Consider the following 16,486-nt stretch of genomic DNA (forward strand, 5'->3'; position numbering starts at 1 on the left):
CCGGCCGCGGACCACGGTCGGGACACGCGTCACTTGATGGACCCGGCGGTCAGCCCGCCGACCACCTTCCGTTCGATCAGCGCGAAGAGGACGATCACGGGGATGGTGGCGATCACGGAGCCGGCGAACAGGTTCTGCCAGTCGACCTGATATTGGCCGATGAACGAGTTGAGCGCCACGGTCAGCGGCTGGTTCTCCGGGGTCGTCGTCAGGGTCAGCGCGACCACGAACTCGTTCCACGCGGCGATGAACGTGAAGATCAGCGCCGTGATCACGCCCGGCAGGGCCAGCGGCAGGGTGATCCTGAACAACGCGCCGAACCGCCCGTTGCCGTCGATGAACGCCGCCTCCTCCAGCTCGCGCGGGATCGAGGCGAAGTACGCGTTCAGGATCCACACCGCGAACGCCAGATTGAACCCGCCGTTGACGAGGATCAGCGACCAGGTCGAGTCGACCAGCCCGAACTGGTAGAACTCGCGGTATATGCCGACCAGCATGGCGGTGGGCTGGAACATCTGGGTGATCAGCACGAGGATCAGGAACGCCGTACGCCCCCTGAACCTGTGCCGGGCCGAGTAGTAGGCGGCCGGCAGCGCCACCAGCAGCACCAGCACCGTCGAGCCCGCGGCCACCTTCAGCGTCACCCACAGGTTGCCGGCCAGGCCGCTGGTCCAGAAGTTGGCGAGGTTGGACCACACCCACTCCTCGGGCCAGAACGACACCTCGCGCAGCGAGTTCTGGGAGCGCAGCGAGGTGAGCAGCATGACGACGTACGGGAACAGGAACAGGAACGAGATGACGTACGCGGCGGCCGCGACGATCACGGTCTTGAGCTTCGGCAGGCGACGCGGCGCTCCGCGGTCGGGCCGGAGGTCGGGGCGGGGCCTGGTGCGGGCCGGCATGGCCCTGACAGCCATCACGTGACCTCCTTGTTCCAGCGGGAGACCTTGAGGAAGATCACGGTCAGCACGATCACCATGCCGAAGTTGACCACGGACATGGCCGCCGACTCGCCGATGTCGGAGCCCTTGAGGATGAACATGAAGATCGTGGACGTGGCCGTCGAGTAGCCCGGCTGCCCGTGGGTCATGGCCCAGATGATCGGGAAGCTGTTGAAGACGTTCATGACGTTGATCAGGGCGGCCACGGTGAGCGCGGGGCGCAGCAGCGGCAGCGTGATCGACCAATAGGTACGCAGCCGGCCCGCGCCGTCCATCCTGGCCGCCTCGTAGACGTCGGACGGGATCGTCGCCAGGCCGGCCAGCAGCGCGTACGTGGTGAACGGCACAGACACGAACACCGCGACGAACACCAGCCACGGCATGGCCGTGGAGGCGTCGCCGAGCTGGTCGGCCGCCGCCCCGCCCATCGCGTCGATCAGCCCGAGTTTCATGCGGAGCTGGTTGATCACGCCGACCTCGGGGTCGAGCATCCACTTGAAGATGATCGCCGTCATCAGCACCGACGCGGCCCAGGGCGCGATCAGCGCCCACCGCGCGATCTTGCGCAGCGGGAAGTGCTGGTTGAACAGCTGCGCCAGCGCCAGCGAGATCAGCACGGTGAGCACGACGACCGCGACCACCCAGATCACGCTGCGGACCATGATGTCGGCGAAGTCCTTCTCACCGAACAGCTTCTCGTAGTTCGCCAGGCCGTTGCCGCCCTGGACGACGCCGAACCGGCTGATCTTGAGGAACGATGACCTGATCATCTCGATCACGGGCCAGAGCACGACCACCGCGATCAGCAGCACGGCCGGCCCCACCCACGCGAGGGGCTCCAGGGCGCGCAACCTTCTCATGAGCTAGCCGGCCGCTTCTGCCGTCTTCTGGAGTTCGCCGAGGACCTTGGCCGGGCCGTCCTTGACGGCCCCGCCGATGGTCTGCTTGATCGCCGGGTTCACCGTGGCCCACTTCGGGTCCTGGAACGGGTAGAAGCTGGCGTTCGGCAGCGCGTCGAGGAACGGCTTGAGCTTCTCGTCACCCGACAGCTTCTCGATGCCGCCGTTGGTGACGGGCAGCAGTTTGTACGTGTCGGAGATCTTCTGGGCGGCGCTGCCCGTGTAGAAGAAGTCGAAGAACTTCTTGATCTCGGCGGCGTGGCCGTTCTTGTTGAACGCCATGATCCAGTCCATGACACCGAGCGTGGTGTCGAGCGGGCCGGTCCTGCCGGGGATCGGCACGACGCCGTAGTTCTTCAGGCCGGCGGCGTCGAAGATCGGGATGGACATGGGGCCGCCGTTGACCATGCCGACCTTGCCCGCGCCGAAGTCCTCCCAGACCGTCTTGCGGTCCTTGGTCCCCGGGTTGGGAGTGGTCAGGCCGGCCTCGACCAGGCCCTTCATGTAGGTGAACGTCTCGACGTTCTGCGGCGAGTCGATCGCCCACTTGCCGGAGTCGTCCTTGTAGCCGCCGCCGTTGCCGAGCATCCACAGGAACGACTCGGCCTGGGCCTCCTCCTGGCCGAGCGGCAGGCCGAACGGCTGCGTGACGCCGGCCTCCTTGAGCTTGCCCGCGGCGGCCTTGAGGTCGTCCCACGTCTTCGGCGGCTCCTTGATGCCGGCCTTGTCGAAGAGGTCCTTGTTGTAGAACAGGGCTCGGGCGGAGGAGACGAACGGGATGCCGTACTGCGTCCCGTCGACCTTGCCGAACTCCGCGAACTTCTCCAGCATGTCGCCGGAGACGTTGGGCGAGAGCACCTCGTCGGCCTTGTGCAGCAGGCCGTCCTTGACGAAGCCGGAATAGTCGCCAGTCTGCAGGATATCGGGCACCTGACCGTTCTGGATCATGGTGGCGACCTGGTTGTCGATGTCGTTCCAGTTGATGACCTGGACGTCGACCTTGATGGTGGGGTTGGCGGCCTGGAACTCGTCGACGACGCCCTTCCAGAACGTCTCGCCCGAGTTGGGCTTGCCGGGGCCGTCGCCGTAGTCGGCGGCGACCATCTTCAGCGTGACCTGGCCGTCGCCCGACCCCTGGTCGTCGCCGCCGCCCGATCCGCAACTGGACAGGACCAGCACCGTGGCGAGGCCGAGAGCGGCGCCGCCCGCAAGCTTCATCTTCACTGGAGATACCGCCTTCTCGTCGGACGGGTGACGCTGGTCCGTACCAGCCAACGGACCCCGCCCAGGGTTGGGGGGCGCGCGAGTCACAGCTCTACGCGTTTGCGTCACTGTAAGCCTGAGATCCGCAACCGGTCTATACCGGTTCATCTCAGTTCGGCAACACTCGATCGGGAGAAAGCTCACTTCCGGTCTAGACCGGTTGTCAGAGGATTTTTCTCCGTACGTTCTCCCCGCCCTCCGGCGCGCCGATCCACGGCCCCTCGATAGACGGGTCGAGCACGCCCTCCTCCAGGAAGTCGTAGCGGCCGTCGAGCACGTATCCGGCCAGCCGTACGTCCTCGTGGTCGCTGTTGTCCCACAACCGGGCGAACAGCGCGTCGACGCGGCGTCGGGCCTGGTGGCAGAAGGTGTCGGCGAGCTCGTACGGGCGCCGCCCGAGGTCCTTCGCGTCCTCCTCCGCCTTGACGCAGACGGCCGTCATGGCGAACAACTCGGCACCGATGTCCACGATCCGGCCGAGGAAGGCCTGCTTGTGCTCCAGCCCGCCCTGCCAGCGGGACATGCCGTAGAAGGTGGAGCGGGCCAACTTCCTGCTGGTCCGCTCGACGAAGCGCAAGTGGGCGGAGAGCGGGCCGAAGCCGGCGTACGCGGCGGGCAGGTTGCCGGAGCCGGCCACCAGCGTCGGCAGCCACCTGGCGTAGAAGCGGCCGGCCCGGCGCAGGGCCTGGGCGCGCTCCTGGCGGGAGGCGTCGGGGTTGATCAGCTCGCCGGCGGCCGACAGGTGGGCGTCCACCGCCTCCCGCGTGATCATCAGATGCATGATCTCCGACGAACCCTCGAAGATGCGGTTGATGCGGGAGTCGCGCAACATCTGCTCGGCGGGCACACCGCGCTCGCCCCGGGCGGCCAGCGACTCGGCGGTCTCGTAGCCGCGCCCGCCCCGCATCTGGACCAGCTCGTCGAGCACCTGGTACGACAGCTCGGAGGAGAACAGCTTGGCCAGCGCCGCCTCGATCCTGATGTCGGTGCGCTGGTCGTCGGCCATGCGGCTGGTGAGCTCGCAGACGGCTTCGAGCGCGTACGCGGTGGCCGCGATGAAGGCGATCTTCGTGGCCACCGCCTCGTGCCTGCCGACCTTGCGCCCCCACTGGACACGTTCGTTGCCCCACTCGCGCGCGATCTTGACGGCCCACTTGGCGTTCCCCGCGCACGTCGCCGGCAACGACAGGCGGCCGGTGTTGAGGGTGGTGAGCGCGATCTTGAGCCCCTGGCCCTCCTTGCCGATCAGGTTCCTGGCGGGCACCCTGACCTGGGAGAACTCGGTGACGCCGTTCTCGATGCCGCGCAGGCCCATGAATCCGTTGCGCCGCCTGACCGTGATGCCCGGCGAGTCGGCCTCGACCACGAACGCGCTGATCTTCTTGCCGGTTCTCGCCATGACCACGAGCAGGTCGGCGACGACGCCGTTCGTCGTCCACAACTTGACGCCGTCGAGCACGTAGTCGTCGCCGTCGCGGACGGCCGTGGTCGACAGGCGGGCCGGGTCGGAGCCGACGTCGGGCTCGGTCAGCAGGAACGCCGAGATCTCGCCCCCGGCGCACCTCGGCAGGAACTCGCGTTTCTGCTCCTCCGTGCCGAACAACTTGAGCGGCTGCGGCACCCCGATCGACTGGTGCGCCGACAGCAGCGTGGCCAGCGCGGGGCAGTACGAGCCGACGAGGATGAGCGTGCGGCAGTAGTACAGGTACGGCAGCCCGAGCCCGCCGTACTCCTTGCCGATCGTGATCCCGAACGCGCCGAGCTCCGCCAGCCCTTTGACCACCTCGTCGGGCACCTGCGCGGTCCGCTCGATGAGCGCGGGGTCGACCTCCGTGTCCAGGAAGCGGCGCATCGCCCGGACGAACTCCTCACCCCGCCTGGCCGCGTCGCCGGGGAGGGCGGGCACCGGATGCACCAGGTCCACCCGGAAGTCCCCGAGGAAGAGCTGCTTGGCGAAGCTGGGCCGCGTCCACTCCGTCTCGCGCGCCTGCTCGCCGACCTCTCTGGACTCCGCGTACTTGGCGTGCTCGGTCATGGAACCTCCCGGCGTTGGGCCGTCCTGTGGTAGAAGTACTGCCCGCTTGAAGGCGACTATCGCCCTGTTTCGTACGGCGAACACGCCCATGGGCGGCGGAACACCGCCAAGGAGACCAGCAGCACGATCACGAGAATGGCCGCCCCGCCGTCGGTGACCACCGTCGGCAGCAGCCCCGCCGGGCCGTACAGGTCGAGGCTGGCCTCGTAGACCTCCGGCGGGATCATCCCGAACGGCCCCGCGGCCTGACCCAGGTTCACCGCGAGCACCACCCAGAACACCCAGGTCCAGCCGCGCGGCGCCAGCAGGCCGAGCGCGTTCCCGGCGATGAACGCGACCCCCACCCCGCGCAGGAACGTCAGCAGGCCGGGGGCGGCGCCGGCCGCCTCCGCGGCGCTCAGCCCGGCCAGGCGCATGCTGTGCCTGATCATCTCCAGGTCGATGATCAGGAAGGTCTGCAGCGCGGTGCCCACGGCGAAGAGGGCCGACGCCGCGGCGGTGAGGAGCTGCAGGCGTCGGGTCCAGGGCGTGGGAACGTTTCTCGTCATGCCTGTCAACGGTGACGGCGCGCGCCGGGGAGGTCGTCCTGCCGGGGAAGGCATTCGGCCTACCGCGGGGGAAGGCTTCACGCCGGTCGCGGCGGGCGCGTACCACGAGGGAAGTACGCCGGGCCGCCGGCCGCGCGAGGCTCGGCTAGCGTGACGGCATGACCAGGTGGACGACGGACACGGCGGCCGACGCCGCGGCCTGCGTCGCCCTCGCCGCCGGGCTCGTCGCGGGCAGCCTGGCCGTGGCCAGGACCGGCGAGGAGCGGGCGCTCGACCCGCTGGGTTGCGCGCTGCTGCTGGCCGCCGCGCTGCCGCCGGCCTGGCGGCGCACGCGCCCGATCCCCGTGGCGCTGGTTTCGGCGACGGCCTGCGTGACCTACTACGCCCTGCTCTATCCGGGCATCTTCGCCGCCGCGCCCGTGCTGCTGGCCGTCTACACCGTGGTCGCGCTCGGCCGCCTGCCGGAGGGCGTGGTCGTGGCGGTCGCCTTCGACGCGGCGCTCTACCTCGCCGTCGCGGTGCCGCACGGCGCGTACGCGGTGTTCGACGGGGTGTGGTGGACCGCCGGGTTCCTCGCCGCGGTCGTCGTGATCGGGCACATGGTGGCGACCCACCGGGCCTATCTGCGGGAGGTCGAGCTCCGGGCGGCCGAGGCGGAGCGGACCCGTGAGGAGGCGGCGCTGCGCCGGGCCGGCGAGGAACGGTTGTGGATCGCGCAGGAACTGCACGACACGCTCACGCACACCATCTCCGTCATCAACGTCCAGACCGGGGCCGCCTCGCACCTGCTCGCCAAGGGCGACCCCGCGCCGGCGGGCGACGCGCTGGCGGCGATCAGGGCGTCGAGCCAGGAGGCCATGCGGGAGCTGCGCGCCACGCTGGGGGTGCTGCGCCGGGTCGACGACGGAGGCGATCCGGGGCTGGCCAGGCTGCCGGAGCTGGTCGAACGGGCGCGGCGGGCCGGGCTGCCCGTCACGTACGAGGTGCTGGGCGAGCCCAGGCCGCCGGCCGAGGGGGCCGATCTGGCCGCGTACCGCATCGTGCAGGAGGCGCTGACCAACGTGCTCAAGCACGCGGGCACGCCCGTCACCACCGTGACCGCCGAATATCACGGCGACACGGTCACGCTCCGGGTCACGGACGACGGGGAGCCGGTGGACGACAGGCCGGGTCACGGGATGGGGCTGATCGGCATGCGGGAACGCGCGGTCGCGGCCGGCGGGTCCCTGTCGGCGGGCCGCGGGCCGGACGGCGGCTTCCGGGTCGAGGCCGAGCTGCCGCTGGCGGGTACGGCGTGATCCGCGTGCTGCTCGCCGACGACCAGCCGCTGATCAGAGGCGGGTTCAAGGCGATGCTCGACGCCGAGCGCGACATCGAGGTGGTCGCCGAGGCGGGAGACGGCGGCCTGGCGGTCGAGCGGACGCGTGAGGCGCTGCCCGACGTGGCGCTGATCGACATCAGGATGCCCCTGCTGGACGGCATCGCGGCCACCCGGCGGATCGCCGCCGATCCCGCGCTCGCGTCGGTCCACGTGGTGATCCTCACCAACTACGCGGTCGACGAGTACGTCTTCGCGGCACTGCGGGCCGGCGCCGGCGGGTTCCTGGTCAAGGACATCGAGCCCGCCGAGCTCATCCATGCCGTCAGGGTGGCCGCCAGGGGCGACGCGCTGCTCGCCCCTGCCGTGACGCGCGGGCTGATCGAGCAGTTCGTCGCCACGCCGCCCCGGCCGGTCGCGCCGCCGGAACTGGGCGCGCTCACCGGGCGGGAGCGCGAGGTCATGACGCTGGTCGCCGCCGGCCTGTCGAACGAGGAGATCGCCGATCACCTGACGATCAGCCACCTCACCGCGAAGACCCACGTCAGCCGGGCCATGACGAAACTGGGCGCCCGCGATCGCGCCCAGCTCGTCGTGTACGCGTACGAGTCGGGCCTGGTCACCCCCGGGCGGCGGGCAGGGGACGGCGGGCGCTCAGCCTGAGCATCCCCAGCGCCACGAGGCCGGCACGGCGACCACCTGCCGCCTCCTCCATAACACCTGCGCCCTAAAGCCGATAAATGCCCGATTTATATGTATATGCGTTTCCTTATCCCTCCCTCGGGCACGGGGGGATCAACCGGCCAGGTGTCGGTCTCCCCGAGCACGAAGGAGCGCACGCCATGAGTGATACGGCCAGAGTGGCGCTGGCTCTCGCCGCGGGTTACTACCTCGGCCGGCGTCACAAACTGCGCATGGCCGCCATGCTCGCCGCGGCGAGCGTCGCCGGCAAATACCGCAAGGGCGGCGGCGGGCTGCTGGCGCAGGGAAGCAAGATCCTTGGGTCATCTCCGGAGATCGACGAACTGACCGGCCGGCTGCGCGGCCAGATCATGGACGTCGGCAAGGCCGCCGTCATGGCCGCGGCCACCCGGCAGATCAACTCGCTCACCGAGAAGCTCCAGGAGCGGACCGAGTCCCTCCAGAGCGACGAACGCGACGAAAACGACGAGCGGGACCAGCCCGGCGAGCCCGAGGACGAGTACGCCGGGGACGAGGAGGGGGACGAGGAGGACGAGTACTCCGAGGACGAGAGGGACGACGAGGACGCCCAGGAAGAGGACCAGGACGAGGGTTCCGAACCGGTCGATGAGGCTGCCGAGCCCGAGGACGCGGAGGAGACGTCCGAGCCGGCGGAGGAGCCCGAGCCGCGCCGCACCCGGACGTCCCGTTCCCACCAGGGCACGCAGGCCCGCAAGCCGGGCACCGGCCGCAGGCGTCCCTCGCCCGTGACGAGGACGGCGGGGTGAGCGCGATGACCGAGGCGGCGAAGGGCGGACCGATCCGCAGAGCAGCCGGCCAGGCAGGCAAGGCCGGGCGCGAGGGCGCAGGCCGCGTGGGCAGGACGGCGCAGGCGGCCGGGCAGAAGGCGAAGCAGGCCGGCGAGCAGGCGGGCGGCGGGGGCAACCCGGTCAAGTCCGGGCTGCGCAAGCTCGGCCAGGCGGCAACGCATTACGCGCTGTCGTCCGTGACGAACAAGGTCGAGGGCCTGACCGGGCGGCTGTCCGACTTCGCGGAGGGCAGCGGCGGCAATCTGCTCGGCGCGGTCACCGGCAACGACTCATCGATCGGCGGTTCGGCTGTGGCAGGTGCGGCCAAGGGCGCGCTGAAAGGCGCCGTGGGCAAGGTGGGCGGCAAGGGCAAGGGCGGCAAGAAGCTCAAGGTCACCAACATCGTCGAGACCATCGACGTCGGCGCCCCGATCCGGGTGGTCTACAACCAGTGGACGCAGTTCGGAGACTTCCCCAGCTTCATGAAGAAGGTCGAGTCGGTCGACCAGGAGTCCGACGAGAAGCTCACCTGGAAGGCGCAGATCCTCTGGTCACACCGCGAGTGGAAGTCCACCATCCACGAGCAGGTTCCTGATGAGCGCATCATCTGGCGCTCGGAGGGCGCGAAGGGGTACGTGGACGGCGCGGTGAGCTTCCACGAGCTCACCCCCGACCTGACCAGGATCATGGTCGTCCTCGAATACCACCCGCAGGGCTTCTTCGAGGGCACCGGCAACCTCTGGCGTGCGCAGGGCCGCCGCGCCCGGCTGGAGCTCAAACACTTCGCCCGGCATGTCATGACCCAGGTCATGTTGCACCCGGACGAGATCGCCGACGGCGGCTGGCGCGGCGAGATCCGCGACGGCGAGGTTGTCAAGGACCACGACACGGCCGTACAGGAGGAACAGGACTCCGCCGAGCAGGAAGAGGAGGAGCAGCCCGAGGACGAATACGAGGAGGAGCCCGGGAAGGGCGAACCCGAGGACGAATACGAGGAGGAGCCCGGGAAGGGCGAACCCGAGGACGAATACGAGGAGGAGGAGGAAGAAGAGGAAGAGGAGCCCGAGGAAGAGCCTGAAGAGGAGCCCGAGGAAGAGGAGCGCCCCCGCGCCCGGCGGGCTCCCGTACGCCGCAGGGCGGCGAGCCGCAGCGGCGGCTGAGCCGTCCCCCCATCCGAGAACCGTAAGGAGCCGGATATGACAGTGCAGCCGGCCTCAGGCGGAGTGGCGCAACGCCCCACCGCGACAGGCCTGGCCGACGTGATCGACAGCATCCTCGACAAGGGACTGGTCATCGACGCCTACGTCAGGGTCTCGCTGGTCGGCATCGAGTTGCTGACCATCGACGCGCGGATCGTCGTCGCCAGCGTCGACACCTATCTGCGCTATGCCGAGGCGGTGAACCGGCTCGATCTGTCGGAGTCCGGCGGCCAGGGACTACCCGAGCTCATGCAGAACATGAAGCAGGGCATGGTCGCCGACAAGGGCAAGAACGCCGTCGAGGGCGTGCTCGAATCCGCGGCCGACAAGCTGGAGGGCCTGGTCGGAGGGTCAGAGGAAGATCAGGAACGGCAACCCGCCCGGCGGCGGAAGGGTGGTGGCTGACATGTCGACATCCGAGGCGACCGACCGGCACCAGCGGTCAGAGGACGGGCAGCGGAGCGACCCGCGCGTCGGAACGTACGTCTACGGCATCGTCCCCGCGGACGTCGAGGAGACCGGCGACGCCCATGGGGTCGGCGGCCCGTCCGCGGAGGTGGCGGTGGTCCGGCACGGCGACATCGCCGCGCTGGTCAGCGAACTCCGGCTGGACCGGCCGCTGGGCACGCCCGAGGACCTCATGGCCCACGAAGGGCTGCTGGACGCCGCCGCCGCCGAGGTGCCGGTGCTGCCCATACGCTTCGGCGCGGTCGTGACCGGCCCGGAGGCGGTCGTGGAGGAACTGCTCGCGCCGCACCACGACGAGTTCCAGGCGGCGCTCGAAGAGCTGGAAGGGCGGGCGGAGTACGTCATCAAGGGCCGCTACGTCGAGCGGGCCATACTCACCGAGATCATGGACGAGCACCCTCAGCTGGCGCAGCTGCGCGAGCAGATCAGGGACCAGCCCGAGGAGGTGACCAGGGACGCGCGGATCCAGATCGGCGAGATCGTCGACCAGGCGATCAACGCCAAGCGGGAGGCCGACACACAGGCGGCGCTCGACGCGGTCACGCCCGTCTCGGAGTTCACCTCGCTGCGCGACCCCAGCCACGAGCTGGACGCCGTGCACCTGGCGGTCCTCGTCGAGACGGACCGGCAGGACGAGCTGGAGCAGGTTCTGGACAAGATCGCGCAGCGCTGGGCAGGCCGGGTCGAGCTGCGCCTGCTCGGGCCGATGGCGGCGTACGACTTCATCGTGGCGCAGGGCGCCGGTGACGGCTGATGGGGCTCATCAGCTCGTTGTTCACCTGGCCGCTCGCGCCGGTGCGCGGCGTGGTCCGGTTGGGTGAGCTGATCCAGGAGCAGGTCGAGCGGGAGCTGCACGACCCGGCGGTGGTGCGGCGGGAGCTCGAAGCGGTCGAGGAGGCAAGGAACGAGGGCCGCATGACGGAGGAGGAGGCCGCCCAGGCCATGGAGGAGATCCTCGCCAGGCTCACCGGCGTACCCGGGGAAGGAAGGTGATCGTGTGCCCGCCCAGCGAAGGGTCCGCCCACGGCGCCCTGCCGAGCAGGACGCCGAACCCGGCGAGCCCGTCGAGGACCAGCGCCCCGAGGACGAGGAGACTCCGCGCTCCCGCGCGAGCGGCCTGTCGGCCGGCTCCGCGGGCGCGACCGGGCAACGACACATCGTCGAGCTGACCGGCAGGCAGTCCGAGGGGATCACGCTGGTGAAGCCGGAGGGCGACGGCTGGGTGGTGAACGTGGAAGTGGTGGAGGACCGCCGCATCCCGTCCTCGGGTGACGTACTCGCGCTCTACCAGGTCGAGCTGGACGGCGAGGGCGAGCTGCGCTCGTACCGGAGGCTGCGCCGCTACCGGCGGGGCAGCGGCGACCAGGGGGAGGGCGGATGATGGAGCCGGCACGACCGGCGGGACGCGCCTACCCGTCCTCGACGGGCGGCGGGCGCGAGCCGGCCAACCTGGGCGACATCCTGGAGCGGGTGCTCGACCGAGGTGTCATCATCGCGGGCGACATCCGGGTCAACCTCCTCGACATCGAACTGCTGACGATCAAGTTGCGGCTGGTCGTCGCCTCGGTCGACACCGCCAAGGAGATGGGCATCGACTGGTGGGAGCACGACCCGTGGCTGACGGGAAAGGACCGCGGCCTGGAGGAGGAGAACCGCCGGCTGCGCAGGAGGCTGGCAGCCCTGGAGGAGGGCCGCTCCGCCCCTCCCTCCATCGAGGGGCACGTCGAGGAGGAGGACGACGACGTCGAGCCCGCGCCGCGGCGGCGTGCGGGAAGGAGACGAGATGACGGGTGAGGCAGGCACGTACCTCTACGTGGTCGCGCGCGACTCCGGCGCCCCCTCCCCCGACGGCCTGACGGGGGTGGCGGGCACACCGGTGCGGGCGGTCGCCCGTGCCGGGCTGGTCGCGTACGTGAGCACCGTGCCGCTGTCCCAGTTCGGGGAGGAGCCGCTCCAGCGGTCCATGGAGGACCTGGACTGGCTCGACGAGACGGCCAGAGCGCACCACCACGTGGTCGAGGCGGTGGCGTCGGCCGTGCCCGCCGTACCTGTGCGGCTCGTCACCGTCTACAGCGGCGACGAGCAGGTCGCCGGCCTGCTGGAGGACCGGCACGACGCCTTCCGCCAGGCGCTCGAACGCATCACCGGCCGCCAGGAGTGGGGCGTGAAGGTCTACGCCGACCCGGCGGAGCAGGCCGAACCCGCCGCCGCCCAGGACCGTGCCGGCGCGGCGACCGGCCCGGGAGCGGCGTACCTGCGCAAACGCCAGGCGGGGCTGCGCAGCAGGGAGGAGGCGTGGCGGCGGGCGAGCGTACGCGCCGAGCAGGTTCACGAACGGCTGGCCTCCGTCGCGGTCGCCGGGCGCCGCCACCGGGCCCAGGACCCGCAACTGTCCGGGCGCAAGGAGTGGATGGTCCTCAACGGCGCCTACCTGGTCGACGAGGAACGGCACGCGGAGTTCGTACGGGCCGTCGACGAGCTGCGCCGCGAGGGCGGGGAGCTGGAGCTGACCGGCCCGTGGGCACCGTACTCGTTCGCCACGCTGGACGAAGCGGGTGAACCATGACGTACGAGGAGCCCCGTGGGGCCCTGCTCGCCGAGGAAGGACGGCTGCCCGCCGAGCGGGTGGCGCTGGTGGATCTGCTCGACCGGCTGCTCGCCGGGGGCGTCGTGGTGAGCGGCGACCTCGTTCTGTCGATCGCCGACATCGACCTCGTACGCATCTCCATCCACGCCCTGATCACCTCGATCCGCGATGACGAGTGACCCCGTGGAGCCGGCCCGCCAGGCCAGGAAGCCGCGGCTGCGGATCGACACCGACGCGGAGGCGGTGGAACGTGACCTGTCCCGGCTCGTGCTCACGCTGGTCGAGCTGCTGCGCCAGCTCGTGGAGCGGCAGTCCGTACGGAGGATGGAGCAGGGCGACCTGTCCGACGAGCAGATCGAGCAGCTCGGCATGACGCTGATGCGGCTGGAGGAGGCCATGGAGGAGCTCTGCGACCGGTTCGGCCTGGAGCCGTCGGACCTGAACCTCGACCTGGGCCCCCTCGGCAGCCTCCTGCCCAAGGATTAATCCGGTTGCGCGAGCCACCGGCGGCCCTCTAACTTCATGGGCATGCGCCTTTACCTGTAATTCGCCGGGCCTCCCACGGCCCGTGCGCAGCCAGCCATGACCGCCAGTCCGTCAGACGCGGCAGCTGAGCTTGCCGACCGGCCTCCGAGCCGCGTCGAGAGTCACGTAAAGGAGCTAACTTATGCGAGTTCGCGCAAGCAACAAGAAGAAGGGCCGGCCCCAGCTGCCCATGCCCCGGCAGATGCCGAAGATGCCGCAGCGCCCGATCGCGCCGCCGAGGCGTGTGCCGTCGAAGGGCCGCTGACCGAGGACAACTACCAGAGATGGTAGTGAAGAGCGAGCGCCGCCTCCCCCGTACGCCTGGAGGCGGCGCTCGCGCCGTCTTCGCTCAGAGGCGTTCGATGATGGTGACGTTGGCCTGGCCGCCGCCCTCGCACATCGTCTGCAGACCGTAGCGGCCGCCCGTACGCTCCAGCTCGTGCAGGAGCTTGGTCATGAGGATCGCGCCCGTGCCGCCCAGTGGGTGGCCGAGCGCGATGGCGCCGCCGTTGGGGTTGACCTTGGCCGGGTCGGCGTCGAGTTCCTGCATCCACGCCAGCGGCACCGGCGCGAAGGCCTCGTTGATCTCCACGACGTCGATGTCGCCGATCGACATGCCGGCCTTCTTCAGTGCCCGCTGCGTGGCGGGGATCGGTGCGGTCAGCATGTAGACCGGGTCGTCGCCCATGAGCGCGAGCTGGTGGATGCGGGCGCGCGGGGTCAGGCCGTGCTCCCTGACCGCCTGCTCGGAGGCGATCAGCACCGCGCCCGAGCCGTCGGAGATCTGCGAGGAAGTGGCGGCGGTGATCTGGCCGCCCTCCTTCAGCGTCTTCAGCCCGGCCATCTTCTCCAGGGTGGTGTCGGCCCGGGGGCCCTCGTCGTCCTCCACGCCGTTGACGGGGGCGATCTGGTCCCTGAAGTAGCCGTTGGCGATGGCCTTGGCGGCGCGCTGGTGCGACTCGAACGCGTACTGCTCCAGGACCTCGCGCGTGTAGCCCCACTTCTCGCACATCAGCTCCGCGCCGCGGAACTGCGAGATCTCCTGCTTGCCGTAGCGCCCGACCCACATCTCGCCGAACGGGAACGGCATGCCCTTCTCCAGCGCGGCCGTGATCGAGGCGCCCATGGGCACGATGCTCATCGATTCGACGCCGGCCGCCACGACGAGGTCCTGCGTACCGGACAGGACGCCCTGCGCGGCGAAGTGGATCGACTGCTGCGAGGAGCCGCACTGCCGGTCGATCGTGACCCCGGCGGTGGTCTCCGGCAGGCCCGCCGACAACCAGGCGTTGCGCGCGATGTCCATGCTCTGGGGGCCGAACTGCATGACGCACCCCATGATGACGTCCTCGACCGCGGCAGGGTCGACGCCGGTGCGCTCGATCAGCGCCTTCAGCGTGTGCGCGGCCAGATCAGTGGGATGGACGGTGGACAGGCCGCCCTTCTTCTTGCCGACCGGGGTGCGGACCGCCCCGACGATGTACGCCTCTGCCACAGTGCCTCCTGGAAACCGAGCAATATTCGGTTACTAGGTGCACATTACAACAGAACGACGTTCTGGGCTCATTCCGCGGGCGGTACGAGGTCCTCCGCGGCGTCGATCCTGAACCGCCACCGGTCGACCGCCAGCCCGTTCAGCGCCTCGGACAGTTGCAGGGCGAGCGCGCCCAGCTTCTCCGGCTCCTCGCCGCGCAACTCGATCGCCGTCAGCTCGGTCGCGAACGGCAGCAACTCCGCCGCCGCCGGCGGGGAACCCTTCTGCGGCACCAGCCCGGCCTTGACCTCGCCCGCCGTGAACGTGAACTCCTCGTCATCCTGCTCCAGGAACGGGGCCAGCTCGTCGGTCTCCGGGCGTACGGGGAGGATGACGGCGGGGCCGCCCTCCGCCTCGTCGGCCGGATCGCTCACCTCGCCCCTGCACACCGCCAGCCCCTTCAGCCGGAAGGCCAGCCCCTCGGCGAGGTAGCGGTCGAAGAAGTCGATCGGCAGCGGACCCTCGGCCACCACCCGCACCGCCCACGCCTTCTCCAGCACCCCGCCAGTCAGCTCGGCCGCCGCCTCGACCGGCGCGCACACCCGCACGTCGGTCGCCACGATGTCGTCGCCGTCCTGGCGCGCGCCCGGATCGGCCAGCTGGACGATCCGCAGCAGCTTCGCCGGGTCGGGTTTGGTGGGCAGCACCGCCGTGGGGCCTGTACGCAGTCGTCGCTTCGCCATCCAGCCCATGCCCAGCCTCCGCGCTCAGCTTCGATAGGAGCTCGTCATCGTCGCATAGACGATGACGTTGTCGGTGTAGTGCCCGGTGCGACGATCATAGGTGCCGCCGCAGGTGATCAGGTGCAGTTGGGCGTTCTCCTGGTTCCCGTAGACCCGCTGGGTCGGGAACGTCTTCTTGCTCGCCTGCTCCACACCGCCGACCGTGAACACCGCCGTGGTCTTGTCCTGGCGCTTGACCTCGATGGTGTCGCCGTGCTTGAGCTCCGGCAGCCGGTTGAACACGGCAGGCCTCGTCTTGGTGTCCTTGTGCCCCAGCAGCACGGCCGGCCCCGCCTCGCCCGGCGTCGACATGTTGCGGTACCACCCGACCAGGTTGGCGTTGTCCGGCGGCGGAACCTGGATCGTGCCGTTCCTGGCCAGACCCACCGACCTGATCGGCGCGTTGACCCCCAGCCGCCTGATCACGAGCCGCATGGGGGTGGACGGCAACATGGGAGGGGCCGCCTTGATCTGCGGCAGCGGCGGCGGCACATCGGGGCCGCCCTGGAACAACGCCTGCTCCGACTGCCCCGACGGCTTCGGCTGCGCCTCCAGGGCCAGGGTGTCCCGGTTGGCGGCCAGGCCGTACTCGTCGGGCGACCTGAACACGATCAGCAGCCCGGCCACCACGGTCACCACACCGGCGATGGCCGCCACGATCAGCACCGTCCTGAGCGCCGCCCCCCCTTTGTCCTCAGGAGGGGGTACGGGAGCGCCGCCACCGTACGGGTAGTAGCCGGACATCTCCGTCAGTCCCGGGCCGCGTTACGGCGACGCATGAGAAGCCCGCCTCCGGCGGCGGCGACGATCAGCGCGCCACCCGTGAGGATGAACAGCCGGCCGTCGGGGCCCATGGTGCCACCGGCACCGGTGTCGGCTCCGGCCTTGGGCGTCTCGGACTTCCTGGTGGGCTCGTCCTCCGACGACGGCGTGATGGTCACCGTGTGGGTGCTGGTC

Annotated in this window: 22 protein-coding genes; 13 read left to right on the top strand and 9 right to left on the bottom strand. The window is 70.0% G+C overall.

Going from position 1 to position 16,486, the window contains the following annotated elements; genetic code table 11:
- Positions 1–29: 29 nt before the first annotated feature.
- The 5 genes from E1267_RS24380 to E1267_RS24400 form a co-directional block, all read right to left on the bottom strand.
- Positions 30–917, bottom strand: coding sequence for a carbohydrate ABC transporter permease (locus E1267_RS24380; protein ID WP_246064216.1), 888 nt, complete (start codon positions 915–917; stop codon positions 30–32).
- Complete coding sequence (locus E1267_RS24385; RefSeq protein WP_246064214.1) at positions 917–1,801, bottom strand: carbohydrate ABC transporter permease; 885 nt, start codon at positions 1,799–1,801, stop codon at positions 917–919. Before E1267_RS24385 ends, E1267_RS24380 begins: the two co-directional genes overlap by 1 nt.
- Before the next feature lie 3 nt (positions 1,802–1,804).
- Positions 1,805–3,058: an extracellular solute-binding protein gene (locus tag E1267_RS24390; RefSeq protein ID WP_181957833.1), complete on the bottom strand. Its 1,254-nt coding sequence runs from the start codon at positions 3,056–3,058 to the stop codon at positions 1,805–1,807.
- Between the two features lie 208 nt (positions 3,059–3,266).
- Complete coding sequence (locus E1267_RS24395; RefSeq protein ID WP_132335292.1) at positions 3,267–5,138, bottom strand: acyl-CoA dehydrogenase family protein; 1,872 nt, start codon at positions 5,136–5,138, stop codon at positions 3,267–3,269.
- Positions 5,139–5,194: 56 nt separating this feature from the next.
- Positions 5,195–5,686, bottom strand: a complete 492-nt coding sequence (locus E1267_RS24400) for a hypothetical protein (RefSeq protein WP_132335294.1) — start codon at positions 5,684–5,686, stop codon at positions 5,195–5,197.
- Positions 5,687–5,844: 158 nt separating this feature from the next.
- Here E1267_RS24400 and E1267_RS24405 point away from each other — a divergent pair, with 158 nt between their 5' ends.
- The 13 genes from E1267_RS24405 (at position 5,845) to E1267_RS47370 (ending at position 13,538) form a co-directional block, all read left to right on the top strand.
- On the top strand, positions 5,845–6,984 hold the full coding sequence (locus tag E1267_RS24405) for a sensor histidine kinase (RefSeq protein ID WP_132335296.1): 1,140 nt from the start codon (positions 5,845–5,847) through the stop codon (positions 6,982–6,984).
- Positions 6,981–7,667, top strand: a complete 687-nt coding sequence (locus E1267_RS24410) for a response regulator (protein WP_132335298.1) — start codon at positions 6,981–6,983, stop codon at positions 7,665–7,667. Before E1267_RS24405 ends, E1267_RS24410 begins: the two co-directional genes overlap by 4 nt.
- Positions 7,668–7,846: 179 nt before the next feature.
- On the top strand, positions 7,847–8,473 hold the full coding sequence (locus tag E1267_RS24415; RefSeq protein WP_132335300.1) for a hypothetical protein: 627 nt from the start codon (positions 7,847–7,849) through the stop codon (positions 8,471–8,473).
- A 5-nt stretch (positions 8,474–8,478) separates the two neighbouring features.
- Positions 8,479–9,654, top strand: a complete 1,176-nt coding sequence (locus E1267_RS24420) for an SRPBCC family protein (RefSeq protein ID WP_132335336.1) — start codon at positions 8,479–8,481, stop codon at positions 9,652–9,654.
- A 36-nt stretch (positions 9,655–9,690) separates the two neighbouring features.
- Positions 9,691–10,098, top strand: a complete 408-nt coding sequence (gene gvpJ, locus E1267_RS24425) for a gas vesicle protein GvpJ (protein WP_132335302.1) — start codon at positions 9,691–9,693, stop codon at positions 10,096–10,098.
- Between the two features lies 1 nt (position 10,099).
- Positions 10,100–10,915: a GvpL/GvpF family gas vesicle protein gene (locus tag E1267_RS24430; RefSeq protein WP_132335304.1), complete on the top strand. Its 816-nt coding sequence runs from the start codon at positions 10,100–10,102 to the stop codon at positions 10,913–10,915.
- Positions 10,915–11,154 (top strand): gas vesicle protein GvpG, encoded by a 240-nt coding sequence (locus tag E1267_RS24435; protein WP_132335306.1) that lies wholly within the window; start codon positions 10,915–10,917, stop codon positions 11,152–11,154. The genes E1267_RS24430 and E1267_RS24435 overlap by 1 nt, the downstream gene beginning before the upstream one ends.
- Positions 11,155–11,158: 4 nt before the next feature.
- Positions 11,159–11,542 (top strand): gas vesicle protein GvpO, encoded by a 384-nt coding sequence (gene gvpO / locus E1267_RS24440; RefSeq protein ID WP_132335308.1) that lies wholly within the window; start codon positions 11,159–11,161, stop codon positions 11,540–11,542.
- Positions 11,539–11,955, top strand: coding sequence for a gas vesicle protein GvpJ (gene gvpJ / locus E1267_RS24445; protein ID WP_132335310.1), 417 nt, complete (start codon positions 11,539–11,541; stop codon positions 11,953–11,955). The genes gvpO and gvpJ (E1267_RS24445) overlap by 4 nt, the downstream gene beginning before the upstream one ends.
- Positions 11,945–12,727 carry a GvpL/GvpF family gas vesicle protein gene (locus E1267_RS24450; RefSeq protein WP_132335312.1) on the top strand — a complete coding sequence of 261 codons (783 nt, stop codon included), beginning with the start codon at positions 11,945–11,947 and terminating at the stop codon, positions 12,725–12,727. The genes gvpJ (E1267_RS24445) and E1267_RS24450 overlap by 11 nt, the downstream gene beginning before the upstream one ends.
- Positions 12,724–12,927, top strand: coding sequence for a gas vesicle protein (locus E1267_RS24455; RefSeq protein WP_132335314.1), 204 nt, complete (start codon positions 12,724–12,726; stop codon positions 12,925–12,927). Before E1267_RS24450 ends, E1267_RS24455 begins: the two co-directional genes overlap by 4 nt.
- A complete protein-coding gene (locus tag E1267_RS24460) occupies positions 12,917–13,234 on the top strand; it encodes a gas vesicle protein K (protein ID WP_132335316.1) in 318 nt (105 codons plus the stop codon). Before E1267_RS24455 ends, E1267_RS24460 begins: the two co-directional genes overlap by 11 nt.
- 181 nt (positions 13,235–13,415) lie before the next feature.
- Positions 13,416–13,538 carry a hypothetical protein gene (locus E1267_RS47370; RefSeq protein ID WP_281283696.1) on the top strand — a complete coding sequence of 41 codons (123 nt, stop codon included), beginning with the start codon at positions 13,416–13,418 and terminating at the stop codon, positions 13,536–13,538.
- Positions 13,539–13,622: 84 nt separating this feature from the next.
- Here E1267_RS47370 and E1267_RS24465 read toward each other — a convergent pair whose 3' ends face one another.
- From E1267_RS24465 to E1267_RS24480, 4 genes are all read right to left on the bottom strand, one after another.
- Positions 13,623–14,768 (bottom strand): acetyl-CoA C-acetyltransferase, encoded by a 1,146-nt coding sequence (locus E1267_RS24465; protein WP_132335318.1) that lies wholly within the window; start codon positions 14,766–14,768, stop codon positions 13,623–13,625.
- Between the two features lie 68 nt (positions 14,769–14,836).
- Positions 14,837–15,490, bottom strand: a complete 654-nt coding sequence (locus E1267_RS24470) for a hypothetical protein (RefSeq protein ID WP_132335320.1) — start codon at positions 15,488–15,490, stop codon at positions 14,837–14,839.
- A 24-nt stretch (positions 15,491–15,514) separates the two neighbouring features.
- Entirely contained in the window at positions 15,515–16,273 is a 759-nt protein-coding gene (locus E1267_RS24475) for a class F sortase (protein ID WP_132335322.1), read from the bottom strand.
- Between the two features lie 5 nt (positions 16,274–16,278).
- The coding region (locus E1267_RS24480; protein ID WP_220449654.1) for a hypothetical protein at positions 16,279–16,486 on the bottom strand (208 nt) is incomplete at its 5' end.

Source organism: Nonomuraea longispora (assembly GCF_004348345.1).
In the GTDB taxonomy this organism is placed as follows: domain Bacteria; phylum Actinomycetota; class Actinomycetes; order Streptosporangiales; family Streptosporangiaceae; genus Nonomuraea; species Nonomuraea longispora.